The 12229-nt window shown below is 39.0% G+C and carries 10 protein-coding genes; 1 reads left to right on the forward strand and 9 read right to left on the reverse strand.

Going from position 1 to position 12229, the window contains the following annotated elements; all coding sequences use genetic code 11:
• Positions 1-161 precede the first annotated feature (161 nt).
• From JN080_RS10945 to JN080_RS10980, 8 genes are all read right to left on the reverse strand, one after another.
• Positions 162-1667 carry a UDP-N-acetylmuramoyl-L-alanyl-D-glutamate--2,6-diaminopimelate ligase gene (locus JN080_RS10945; RefSeq protein ID WP_256236030.1) on the reverse strand — a complete coding sequence of 502 codons (1506 nt, stop codon included), beginning with the start codon at positions 1665-1667 and terminating at the stop codon, positions 162-164.
• 249 nt (positions 1668-1916) lie between these two features.
• On the reverse strand, positions 1917-3836 hold the full coding sequence (locus tag JN080_RS10950) for a stage V sporulation protein D (protein ID WP_256236031.1): 1920 nt from the start codon (positions 3834-3836) through the stop codon (positions 1917-1919).
• Positions 3837-3887: 51 nt separating this feature from the next.
• A complete protein-coding gene (locus JN080_RS10955; RefSeq protein WP_256236032.1) occupies positions 3888-6089 on the reverse strand; it encodes a penicillin-binding protein in 2202 nt (733 codons plus the stop codon).
• Positions 6086-6454, reverse strand: coding sequence for a cell division protein FtsL (gene ftsL / locus JN080_RS10960; protein ID WP_256236033.1), 369 nt, complete (start codon positions 6452-6454; stop codon positions 6086-6088). Before ftsL ends, JN080_RS10955 begins: the two co-directional genes overlap by 4 nt.
• A 26-nt stretch (positions 6455-6480) precedes the next feature.
• The gene (gene rsmH / locus JN080_RS10965) at positions 6481-7413 is read right to left on the reverse strand and encodes a 16S rRNA (cytosine(1402)-N(4))-methyltransferase RsmH (protein WP_256236034.1); all 933 of its coding nucleotides are present in this window, start codon (positions 7411-7413) and stop codon (positions 6481-6483) included.
• A 34-nt stretch (positions 7414-7447) separates the two neighbouring features.
• The gene (mraZ, locus tag JN080_RS10970; RefSeq protein WP_256236035.1) at positions 7448-7879 is read right to left on the reverse strand and encodes a division/cell wall cluster transcriptional repressor MraZ; all 432 of its coding nucleotides are present in this window, start codon (positions 7877-7879) and stop codon (positions 7448-7450) included.
• Between the two features lie 132 nt (positions 7880-8011).
• Positions 8012-9646, reverse strand: a complete 1635-nt coding sequence (gene bshC, locus JN080_RS10975) for a bacillithiol biosynthesis cysteine-adding enzyme BshC (protein WP_256236036.1) — start codon at positions 9644-9646, stop codon at positions 8012-8014.
• 76 nt (positions 9647-9722) lie between these two features.
• The gene (locus tag JN080_RS10980; RefSeq protein ID WP_256236037.1) at positions 9723-10658 is read right to left on the reverse strand and encodes a 2-dehydropantoate 2-reductase; all 936 of its coding nucleotides are present in this window, start codon (positions 10656-10658) and stop codon (positions 9723-9725) included.
• Between the two features lie 342 nt (positions 10659-11000).
• Between JN080_RS10980 and JN080_RS10985 the strand changes: the two genes are divergently transcribed.
• Positions 11001-11486 (forward strand): N-acetyltransferase, encoded by a 486-nt coding sequence (locus tag JN080_RS10985; RefSeq protein WP_256236038.1) that lies wholly within the window; start codon positions 11001-11003, stop codon positions 11484-11486.
• A 45-nt stretch (positions 11487-11531) separates the two neighbouring features.
• On the opposite strand, the gene JN080_RS10990 is transcribed toward JN080_RS10985, so the two are convergent.
• Positions 11532-12149 (reverse strand): RsfA family transcriptional regulator, encoded by a 618-nt coding sequence (locus JN080_RS10990; protein ID WP_256236039.1) that lies wholly within the window; start codon positions 12147-12149, stop codon positions 11532-11534.
• Positions 12150-12229: the final 80 nt, after the last annotated feature.

Consider the following 12229-nt stretch of genomic DNA (forward strand, 5'->3'; position numbering starts at 1 on the left):
TATCCCTTCCTTTCTAAGCTCAAATTAATGAATACATTGGGCAGGACAGCTCGATCATATGTATCTTTTAATTCATTACTGTTATTTCTTATCGTTAAATATAAGTTTGTGTTTTCCATTTTCCACTTTATTCTCCATCTTTTTTTCTATCTAATAATCTACTATTCAATTCCTACAAAACTGATGTCTACAACTAAACAAAAATTATTTTTTTCCAAAATTGCTTCTTGGGCTACTAAGCGATCATCAAAATCATGTACTTGTTTACCAATTATTTGATAGGTTTCATGGCCTTTTCCGGCAATTAAAATAATATCACCGGCTGCCGCACTAGTAACAGCCTTTGCAATCGCCTCTTTTCTATCAGGTATGACTAAATAATTTTCTCCGTGAACACCTTCCTCCATTTCCTTTAAAATAGCAAGTGGATCTTCACTTCTCGGATTATCTGAGGTGAAGATCGGATCTGTTGCATAACGACAGGCAATTTTCGCCATTAACGGCCGTTTGGTTCGATCCCTATCCCCTCCACAACCTACTACCACGAAGATTTTTCCTTTAGCAAATTGGTGGATTGTTTTTAAAACATTTTCGAGACTATCAGGCGTATGTGCATAATCAACTATAACCGTAAAGTTTTGTCCAGCATTGACCAATTCAACTCTTCCGGCAACACCTTTCACATTTTCAATCGATTGAATAATTTGCTCAAGAGAGATACCAGATACAAGAGCAGCGGCCACGCTAGCCAAAACATTATAAATACTGAATTTACCAATGAGCTGGATTTTCATTGAATAAACTTTACCTAGTACTGCCAATTCAAAGGATGTTCCATTTGATGTCATTTCAATGTTCGTTGCCTTGATATCGGCTTGATGATCAATTCCGTATGTAATAACATGTGCAGCAGTAGATTTCTTATATGTTTCTGAAGCAGGATCATCTACGTTTAGAATTGCAAACTTTGGATGCTCTACATCAAAGGTATTTCCTAGTTGGGAAAACAATAAACTTTTGGCGTGTTTATACTCTTCCATTGTATGGTGATAATCAAGATGATCTTGAGTTAAATTGGTAAACACCGCTATATTATAATCACAGCCTTGTACTCTTCCAAGGTCCAGTGCGTGAGAGGAAACCTCCATCACTGCCGCTTCAACATTCGAGTCGACCATTTGTTTAAATGTCTTTTGCAATGTCAAGCTTTCAGGGGTCGTATTTTTCGTTTCAAGAATTTCATTGCCAATTTTCGTATACATGGTCCCAATTAAGCCCGTTTTCTTTCCGGAATCTGTTAGGATTTTTTCTATTAGATGGCTCGTTGTTGTTTTTCCATTTGTTCCTGTAATTCCAATAAGGTGAAGATGTTTTGTTGGATGTTCATAAAATGCATCAGCCAGAACCGCCATTGCCCGGTTCGTATCATTGACAATTACCACAGGAACGTCAAGCTGGAGAGGCCTTTCCGCAAGAATTGCCACAGCACCATTTTTAACTGCTGATTCTGCAAAGTCATGGCCATCAACGGTATATCCTTTAATACAAACAAACAAGCCCCCTTGCTGCACCTTCCGGTTATCGTTCTCAATTGAAGTAATCTCCGGGTCTCCCCCTGCCAGTGGGCTTAATGGATGCAAATTCTTGAGCAGCTGTTGTAACCTCATTATTCTCAAATCCTCTCGTCATTTTATATGGGCTATTTCCCCATATTGGATGAAGTCCTCCCTTATTTTACATGAAAATATACCACTAACCAAGTAGTAAAAAAATTATAGGGGCGGCGGAAAGGATTCCGACCGCCCCATTTGAAAAGCGCAAGCGCCCGTTTAGTGAAGAACACTAATCGCTGGGCGCTGAGCCAGACAATTATCTACGTTCAAAATTTAATACCATATTTCCATTTAGTAATGCTATTACTCTTTTTTATCAAAGTAAAGTCGAATGGTTGATCCTGTTTTTACTTTTGCTCCAGGCTCAGGAGATTGGCGCACAACAACATCCCCCGTTCCGCTTGAATCAATCTTTAAATTTAGCATTTGATCCATAATATCGATTTTCGTCATACCGACTAAGTCAGGAATCTGGATTAATGGTGTATCTAAAATCGTCATTTTCTTTTCCATCTGGTTAGCTCTTGGTTTGACACCTAAGGCAGGCAAAGCATCCTTCATAATATTTCCAACAATTGGGGCGGAAACCTGGCTCCCGAATTGTATCGTTCCCTTTGGATTATCAACCGCCACATAGACAACGAGCTGTGGGTCATCAGCGGGCGCAAACCCGATAAAGGATAGGATGTAGTTATTTTCCAAATATCTTCCGTTTGCAGCTTTTTGCGCAGTACCCGTCTTACCGCCAATTCGGTATCCATCAACAAACGCCTTGCCGCCTGATCCTTGAGCAACAACACTTTCAAGGGCATAACGAACTTTTTTTGAAGTTTCCTCGGAAATAACCCTTCGTTTTTCCACAGGTGAATTTCTCATCACAACTTCTTTTGTGACCGGATCAATGAGTTCTTTTGCAATATAAGGCTTGTAGAGAATACCTCCATTCACTGCCGCAGCAACGGCAGCAACCTGTTGAATCGGTGTAACCGATACACCTTGACCAAAGGCCGTTGTTGCTAATTCAACCGGACCAACGCGATTCAGGTTAAACAAAATTCCAGTGCCTTCCCCTTGCAGGTCAATCCCTGTTTTTTGGCCAAAACCAAAATCCTTAATATATTTAAATAAAGTATCCTTGCCCAATCTTTGGCCTAATTCAACAAATCCCGGATTACAGGAGTTTTGAACCACTTGCAAAAAGGTTTCATCCCCATGTCCGCCTCTTTTCCAGCATTTAAGCCTGGCGCCGCCAACTTCGACAGAACCGGAGTCATGAAAATGCTCTTTATCTAAATCTACTTTCCCTTCATTTAAGGCAGCGGCAAGAGTGATAATTTTAAAGGTAGAACCCGGCTCATAGGTTGACCAGACAGGAAGATTTCGATTATAAACCTCTTGAGGAACATTTCGGAAATTTGCAGGGTCAAAGCTCGGTCTGCTTGACATCGCCAAGATTTCTCCATTCGTTGGATTCATGGCAATCGCAACAATGCCGTCCGGGTTATACTTTGCCTCGGCAATTTCCATCTCTCTTTCAACAATGGTTTGGATCTTTGTATCTATTGTCAACTTTAAATCAAGACCATTCACAGGCGGTTCATAATCATCTGCCATATTATCCATCCGATGTCCTTTAGCATTTGCATAAAATTTTACGGCACCTCTTTTGCCATTAAGTTCTTTATCATAGTATAGCTCGAGGCCCATTAGTCCTTGATTATCTACTCCCGCAAAGCCCAGGACATGAGATAGATAAGTCCCAAATGGATAATGGCGTTTGGAGTCTTCGCCAATATATACCCCAGCAAGCCCGAGCGCCCTAATTTCTTTCGCTTTCGCATGGGAAATTTTCTTTCCCTCTTTGATTGTTACCAGTGATTCTTTCGCTGTAATATCCCGATAAGCTTTTTCCTTTGACATATTTAAAACGGCCGCTAACTTTTCGGCGGTCAGGGCAGGATCTTTAACTTGTCTTGGGACGACATAGACTGTCGGGGCGCTCACGTTTGTTGCTAATGCGACGCCATTTCGATCAACAATTTCTCCTCGTTTCGGTTCAAAGGGAATGTTTCTGCTCCATGACCCCTTTGCCATGCCTGTTAACATATCCCCAAGGATGAATTGAACGTAGCCTAACCGGACATCAATAATGAAAAAGGCCAAAATACCAACGAACAAAGCAAGCATTAATCGTTTTCGGACAGTCACGTTAGATACACGCATACATGAACGAGCCTCCTTTTCACGTTCATGTATATGCTTGTACTTTTTTTGTTAGAACGATTTTTCATTATCCTCGTTGTTGGTTGAGTCATTTTTTTGCTGCTGTCCAGGAAGCTCAAAGGTAACCTTTAACTTATCACCCTCATGCAACGTTGTTCCCGGTGCAATCGTTTGGTTTACAGCATAGCCGCTTCCGCTTGTGTCAAGCTGTAGATCAGTAATCTTCGCCGCCTTCATGACATCTCTTAATGACCAGCCAGTCATATCGGGAGCAACTGGGTCACCATCTGTCCGAATGATCACTTTCTCCCCTTCTAGAATGGTTGTACCCTCTTGCGGCAATTGTTTTTCCACTGTGGTCCCCTTGCCGACAACCACTGTTTCGAAGCCTTTATTTGTCAGTTCTTGGACAGAGGCCTCGACCGATTGTCCTGTTAAATCGGGCAGCTTATTCGATGTTGACTTTGCTGCTTTTGATGGCTGAATATTTAAATACTGCAAACTATTCTTCATAACAGGATCAAAGATCATCGAGACCGGTATTGAGCCTTTAGTGTAATCATCAATAGTTGGCTGTTGGACGGCGACATAGACCAAAAGCTTCGGGTCATCCTTAGGAGCCATTCCTATAAATGAAAATATATAATTACTTGGACCAGTTAAATACCTGCCTCCCGGACCTGGAATTTGTGCTGTACCTGTTTTACCAGCCACATCATATCCATCGATTTTATAACGACTTCCTGTCCCTTTTGGCGCCGTAACGACCGTTTCAAGAATATCGCGAACCTGTTTGGCCGTCTGGGCTGAAATTGGTGTACCGACAACCTCTGGTTTTGTGTTTTTTATCGTTTTACCAGTATCATGATCGACCACTTTAGCAATCACGTGTGGTTTCATCATTTTTCCATCGTTAGCAATTGCTGTTGCCCCTTGAATTTGTTCTATCGGTGTGATCGCCACTCCTTGACCAAAAGCAGTTGTCGCTTTTTGAATAGGATACTGAAAAGGAATTTTTCCAGCTGCTTCATTTGGAACTTCAATCCCTGTCGGTTTATCTAAACCAAATTTCGTTAAATACATACGGAATTTATCAAATCCTAGTTTTTCATTAGCAATTTTAGCAAAAGCCACATTTGATGATCTTTGAACGCCTTCTAAATACGATATAGCTCCCCAGCCTGACCCATTCCAGTCATGAATTTGAGGGCTTTTCGGTGTTACTTGATAAGAACCGGATTGGTAGGATTCATTCGGATTAAATAAATTTTCTTGAACTGCCGCTGCAAGAGTGAAAATTTTCATTGTTGAACCAGGTTCAAACGGGGATTCAACTGCTGCGTTTTGCCAGCTTTTATTAATTCCTTCTTTTGTTTCTGGATCGAAGGTTGGCCGCTGTTCCATCGCTAATACATTCCCTGTTTTCGGATCAGCAACAATTGCGACCATCATTTTTGGTTTGTATTCCTTATCGACCGTATTCATTGCATCTTCTACGAAGGTTTGGATTTTTTTATCAAGCGTTAAATATACATCATTGCCATTTTTTGCAGGCGTCACTTTAGGTTTGTTATTAGGGAGTATATATCCCCAGATATCACTTTGGTAATCTATTTTTCCATCCATTCCAGTTAAATCCGTATTAAGCTCCTGTTCAATTCCCATTTTTCCAACTACTTTGGAGGATTCATCCTTTTGCTTAACATGATCTGTATAACCAATAAGGTGTGAAGCGAAAATTCCATTTGGATAGAAGCGCTTAGAACTGCGAGAAAATGTAATTCCCGGCAGATGAAGATCTTCGATTTTCTGTTTTGTTACATAATCAATATCTCTTCCTTCTTTGCCAAACTCCACTTGAAACTTGCCTTTTTTGGTTAGAATACTGTTAATTTTTGACTCACTCAGATGAATATATTTTGAAAGCTCCAATGCTGTTTTTTCAGGATCGACCACATGCATTGGCTTTTTGGGATTGGTTGTCATTTTTTTATCCAAAATCGCAATAAGCGTATAGGCAGAACTATCCTCTGCAACGATCTCACCAGTCCGATCAAAAATCGTTCCTCTTTGAGCTTCCAATGTTCCTACTCTGCTATATTTTTGCTGGGCTTTAGCTGCTAGTGGCTCGCCGCCTACTTCCCCTGAAATTTGTATAGAAAAATAACGGATGATTAATATAAAAAAGAGCAGGCTGAATATTAAAAATAATATCGCTGCTCCTACATTCATATTTTTCTGTTTCTTTATCATTTTCCTTGCACTACCTTAATGTTATTTTCATTCAATTCTAGACCCATTTTTGTTGCTTTATCCTTAATGCGGTCGTACTTACTTAATTCGCTGACCTGAACCTTTAAGTCATTATTCACTTTCTGTTGATCTTTTATCGAAGCTTCGACTTCCTGCATATCTTTGTTCACTTTATAAATCTTTGCTTGATTAGAGATCATCTGAACCGCTCCCAGACAAACCATTCCGGCGAAAACTAATCCGATTAGCTTCTCTCCAGGTGTCAACCATGATTTTCTGTCATGGGACTTTTTTTGTTTGTGAATTTCCTGCTGTTGTTGCTGATGTTGTTTCTGCTGCTCCAGCTCTCTGGCAAGATTGCTCATTCTTTCCCCTCCTGAAAATTAAGTATCTATTGTTTTTCAGCAATGCGAAGCTTTGCTGATCTAGCGCGGTTGTTTATCTCTAATTCTTCATCCGTTGGAACAATTGGCTTTCTCGTAATGAGTTTTAGTATAGGCTGATATTCTTCAGGAATGATCGGAAGGCCATGGGGCAATTCAGGAGTTTCACTTGCCTTTTTGAAGGTTGCCTTGCAGATTCTGTCCTCTAAAGAATGGAACGTAATGACACTAATCCTCCCACCAGGGTTTAACAGCTCTATTGCCTGGTTTAGGGATTGTTCAAACACGGATAGCTCATCATTTACGGCGATACGAATGGCTTGAAACACCCGTTTTGCTGGATGACCGCCTTTTCTTCGAGCAGGCGCAGGAATTGCAGATTTGATAATTTCCACTAATTCACCAGTTGTTTCAATTGGCTTGACTGCTCTAGCTGCTTCAATCTTTCGGGCTATCTGTTTTGAAAACTTCTCCTCGCCATAACGAAAAAAGATCCGGACCAAATCTTCATATGACCAATCATTTATAACATTGTAGGCAGAAAGATCCGCATCGGAATCCATTCTCATATCCAATGGTGCATCATGATGGTAACTAAAACCTCTTTCAGGGGTATCTAACTGAGGGGAAGATACACCAAGATCATACAAAATGCCATCAACCTTTTGAATTCCTCTTTTTTCAAGTTCCTCTGTTAAATATAAGAAATTGCTTTTAATAATCGTTAGTTGCTCTAGATAAGCTGCTAACCTTTCTTTTGCGCTGGCTATGGCTGTCTCGTCTTGATCAAAAGCGAGTAACCTTCCATTTTTAGCTAATTTCGAAAGGATGAGTGAACTGTGTCCAGCACCGCCTAATGTACAATCTACGTATGTTCCATCTGGTTTTATATTTAACCCATTGACTGTTTCCTCTAATAGTACTGTCTTATGTTCGAACATTTTTTCCACCTTTCCAATCGAACTGGTTTTCACATTAAATATCAAAACCAATCATATTTTCAGCAATTTCAGTAAAAGACTCTTCCGACTGTACAAAATAGTCTTCCCAAATCTTTTCGCTCCATATTTCGATTCGATTGGAAACTCCTAAAATCACACAATCTTTTTCTAATTTGGCATACTGAAGCAATGGGGCAGGAAGATTGACTCTCCCTTGCTTATCAAGTTCACTCTCTGTTGCACCTGAGAAGAAAAATCGGGTAAAAGCGCGGGCATCCTTCTTTGTCAGAGGTAATCCTTTCAGTTTGTCCTCAAGTATTTTCCACTCTGATAATGGGTAACCAAATAAGCATTGATCCAGACCACGGGTAATAATAAACATTTCTCCAAGGTCTTCGCGAAATTTGGCGGGTACAATCAATCGGCCTTTGTTATCAATGCTATGATGGTACTCACCCATAAACATGCCCACTACCCCCACTTTCTAAATAAAATGTACCACATTCCCCCACTTTCCTCCACCCATTTTTAATAATTCTTTCTCCCTCTTCAAAAAACCTTTTAAAAAAAGAAAAACTTCACCAAATGGTGAAGTTTTCTAAATTTTTATAACCTTGTGGTACCCGTCAAAGACAAAGTTTAGTTCCATTAGGTCGTTTACAAAGCTAAGCCCATACTGATTTAGATATGCAAAGATATTCCAAACCCGTTCTTGAGGTACTCCACCTGGTCTTAATGCCAAATCGACACGTGCATACTTATTAAAAATAATTTGATGCCGGGACTGAACTGATTCCTCCAGTTTCGCTTCCAGAAAGGCTATTTGCTTTAGTAAGTTTTGTTCATTTTTGATAACGAGTGGCAGGAGTCCCCGATCAAGCTTTTCCGTCTTTTCTTCAACTTTTCTGTATTGGGCTTGTACATCGGCCTTTACACCCGTAAATAGCTCTTCCACTTCTTGATCTTTAATGGATTGAAGAAATTGCTCTCGTTCAAGTTCTGTCCCACGGCTAAGGACATCCGATAATTTCAGCTTTAAGTCAGCAATGTCAGTTTCAATCGACCGGTCAAGCAGGGTAATATTTAATCTTGGGACAATTGGCGGCAGCTTAAGATCAAAATGTTCAAAAACTTGCTTTAACTCAGCCCAGTAAGAAATTTCTCCGGGGCCGGCAATAAATGCAAGCGTCGGAAAAAGCCATTCTTGAGTTAAAGGTCTCGTTACCACATTATTGCTTAATTTAGCAGGATCATTGGCCGCAAGCTCCACCAGTTCTGTTTTCGAAAAAGAAATAGAACCATTTCGCCCCACAAAAAGATCCTGCCTGCGATCAAATTCAAGTAAAATACGTTCATTTAGTCTTTGGTCATAATAGAAGAGATTTGCCGCTTGATCATTTGTTTCAATTGCATTTGGAAAACCTTTATCACGAATTTGCTTCTGCTGTTCGAGGAGCAGAGATGTGATTGAATCATGATTCTCAATTTGATTATATAAGATTTCCTTTTCATGTTCTCTAAGCTTATGGTCTCCCGAATCGATAATGAGCAGTCCGTAATCTTTAAAAAGCTCCATTATGATGTTTGCAAAAAAGTCCACAAATGTCGTTGACTTTTCAAGCTGGTTCTCAATAAAGGTTAAAAGACTAGCTGTGTGATTTGTCTCACCGAACGTTCCGATTAAATGACGAGCCCATGTGAGCGCGATATCTTTATTTAAAACGATATCTGAAACCATTTTCTTTTGCAGCACTTTCTGTGGGAATATCCGTTTATCTGCCTTTTGCTGAATCGGGATAAAAACATGATTCACTTCTTGATAATCGTGGTCTTCCCCAGCAATCCAAAACACTGGAACAACAGGCACGTTTAACACTTTTTCTTTTTCCTCTGCCAATTTAATAATTGAAATTACTTTATGTAAGGTATAAAGAGGGCCCGTTAGGATACCTGCCTGCTGACCACCGATCACGACAACGCTATTATCCTGTTTAAGTTTTTCAATGGAATGCTTAATAGAAGGTGATGATGGAAAACGCTCCATAAAATTTTCAATATGCCGGGCAATTTCTTTTCGTTGAAACGATCTATTATTTAATTCCGCTAATCTCTCCAAATCATCGGATAATTGATCAAAACGATAATGAAAAAAAGGCTGTATTTCAGTCGACTGTTTCAAATAATTTGAAGCAAATCGGTTTGTTGCAGGTAAAGAGAGATTAACAATCTCCATTTATTGTACTTCCTTTCTAAACCAGATTATTCTTAACGAGTATAGCATTTACAAGTGAATAAAAAAAAAACTTTGCTTAGGAAGAAGGGGCGATATTATTATTCATAGAGCTTTCGCCTGCTTGTCCATTCATCTCCTTACCTTTTACTAAATTGTAAAAGCTATTGATGAGCGGGGCAGGCTTTGCCTCTTGCTGCGCTTTTTCTAGTAAAAAGCCTAGTATCGCGTCCACTTCTGTTTTCCGGCCCGACACAATATCCTTTAGCATCGAGGAACGATTTTGGGCTGTATTTTGGCAGACCTCGATTACCCTATTAAAATAAATATCAGGCTCCTCCAAATTCAATATGAATGTAATTTCTGTAAATAAATCCTTTAAAACGTTATAATAATAATCATTTTTTAACAACCCTCCATTTTCCACTTGAAGGATTGCTGTTAATGGATTGATAACTGCGTTTATGATTAGTTTATTTAAAAGCATTTCATAATAATTTTCATGAAAACAAACCGGAAAGTCGATAGGAACTAAGGAAATAAAAGAAGATAAACCAGCTAAAGCACCGCAAAAAAGGGCAAGATTGGTAACACCTTCCCCATTTTGTCTTACCCTATAGGCACTTTCTTTATACGCTCCATGCTCAACCGATCCTACGAATAGATTATGACCCTCCAAGCGTGAAAGCAGCTTTAAGTGGCCCATTCCATTTTGCAAAAACAAAATATTTAATGGTATTTTGGTAATTTGGCTAATCTTTTTAATAATTTCTTCTAATTGATATTGTTTAACTGCCACTATTATTAAATCCTCTTGACCGTTCCACGTGTCAATCCCTCGTGCCTCTACGTCTCTTTTTATTTCCTGTCTATTTTTCACTAGTACAATTCCATTTTTATTTATATCCTTTGCTTGATCAACGGTTTTTGTATAGACTGTTACAGGACAAGTTTCACTTAAATAAGCAGCAAAAAGTAAACCTATCGACCCAGCACCAATAATTCCAATCCTCATAAAAAGCCCCTCATCTCCCCCATTTAAACCATATTTTATCAAAATTATTCAATCTCTGACTATCGAACTGCTTGTGTACCTGCTTTTTACAATTAGCCCCTCCTTATTTTTTTAGAATTTTTGAACTTTTTCTTCCTTTTCCCCGTATTCCATTGGTATAATGTCTTCATGGAATATATATTTTCCCAAGAAAAGAAAGCGCTTTCTAATCATTAACAAAGCATTTTAAACTCTTTTGTTATATAATGTATCAGAATAAAGGCTATATTTAAAATAATTTTATTCCATTCGTACTTTGCTTCAAATTAATATATTGCAGGAAACATCCAAGGAGGTATTTCTATGACAATAACGGTAGAAAAACTAAAAGTGAATTTTAAAACCCTTGAAGAATTTAAAAAGTTTAAAGAATATGGAATTCAAGAATTATCGATGAATGAGGATTTAGAGGAAAATATTATTGAGGATAACAGTAATTCTCCCTTTTATGGTATTTATTTTGGAGGTAAATTAATTGCCCGCATGAGTTTATATGAAATTAATGAAAAATTTGACCGCTATTTTTATCCTCCCCAAAATTATTTGGAGTTGTGGAAACTTGAGGTTCTTCCTGAATATCAAGGAAAAGGTTATGGAAGGACATTAGTAGATTTTGCTAAAGGCTTTGGGTTGCCAATTAAAACCAATCCAAGGGTTAAATCAAGAGAATTTTGGGATAAGATGGGCTTTCTTAGCGTCGATTATGATATGGAACGTGATCGCGGTGAAAACCCCCTTGTTTGGTATCCTGAAGGTGTTAAAGCACAGGAACAAGAGAATTCATTATAAGGATATGACAGTATAAACAAAAAAGCGGGCAATTTGCCCGCTTTTTTATTCGACTTTTTCTAGGTTTCCGTTTTTATCCATCTGGAATTTTGCTCTTGGTTCACGGTCACCATCCTGCAGTACAACCATTTTTCTCGCTCTCTCCATGATTTCCATTAGCGATCGGTAATCCTCTTCAATAGCCTGCAAATTTTTTTCAAGTCTTTCATTCTCAGCTGCAAGATAATACGTAGTTTTTTCCAATTCTTTTATTTTCCCATAAGACTTTTCCCTGTCTTCTTGAATACTTGAGGACATTTCTGCTTTTTTGTAAAGGCCATGTAAAAAATGAATAACAGCTTGAAAGGTAATCTCACCGTTTGCAAGTTCTTTTTGTTGGGAAGTTGAATCGACAGGTGATGTAGTTTGCTCACGATTTGGAGGAGAGGGTTGATTTTTTAATTCCTTACGCTGTTTCTTTGCAAGTTCAATACCAGATTTATATTGTTTACGAACATATGAATTCCAGCGAAAACCGCAGGCAGCGGCTGTACGGGAAAGACGTTTGCCAACCTCCTCAAATGCATGGAGCTGGGTGCCGCCTTCCCTTATATAACGGAGAACTACTTCTGCAAGTAACAAATCCTCATCCTGGGACCAGGCATCTTGGCGTGTTGGTGACATCTGTAAATCCCTCCTAGTGTTTTTATTCATACATATGCTTCTACTAGAAAAGATAGACTGATATTACTACTTAGTTTCCA

The organism is Bacillus sp. EB600 (genome assembly GCF_024494385.1).
Classification (GTDB): domain Bacteria; phylum Bacillota; class Bacilli; order Bacillales; family Cytobacillaceae; genus JAEVLT01.

Bases quoted from the DNA above. Each gene is read 5' to 3' on its own strand.
- ftsL (WP_256236033.1), bottom strand. From the start codon at position 6,454: ATGAGCAATCTTGCCAGAGAGCTGGAGCAGCAGAAACAACATCAGCAA.
- JN080_RS10945 (WP_256236030.1), bottom strand. From the start codon at position 1,667: ATGAGGTTACAACAGCTGCTCAAGAATTTGCATCCATTAAGCCCACTG.
- JN080_RS10990 (WP_256236039.1), bottom strand. From the start codon at position 12,149: ATGTCACCAACACGCCAAGATGCCTGGTCCCAGGATGAGGATTTGTTA.
- JN080_RS10980 (WP_256236037.1), bottom strand. From the start codon at position 10,658: ATGAGGATTGGAATTATTGGTGCTGGGTCGATAGGTTTACTTTTTGCT.
- rsmH (WP_256236034.1), bottom strand. From the start codon at position 7,413: ATGTTCGAACATAAGACAGTACTATTAGAGGAAACAGTCAATGGGTTA.
- JN080_RS10955 (WP_256236032.1), bottom strand. From the start codon at position 6,089: ATGATAAAGAAACAGAAAAATATGAATGTAGGAGCAGCGATATTATTT.
- JN080_RS10950 (WP_256236031.1), bottom strand. From the start codon at position 3,836: ATGCGTGTATCTAACGTGACTGTCCGAAAACGATTAATGCTTGCTTTG.
- mraZ (WP_256236035.1), bottom strand. From the start codon at position 7,879: ATGTTTATGGGTGAGTACCATCATAGCATTGATAACAAAGGCCGATTG.
- JN080_RS10985 (WP_256236038.1), top strand. From the start codon at position 11,001: ATGACAATAACGGTAGAAAAACTAAAAGTGAATTTTAAAACCCTTGAA.
- bshC (WP_256236036.1), bottom strand. From the start codon at position 9,646: ATGGAGATTGTTAATCTCTCTTTACCTGCAACAAACCGATTTGCTTCA.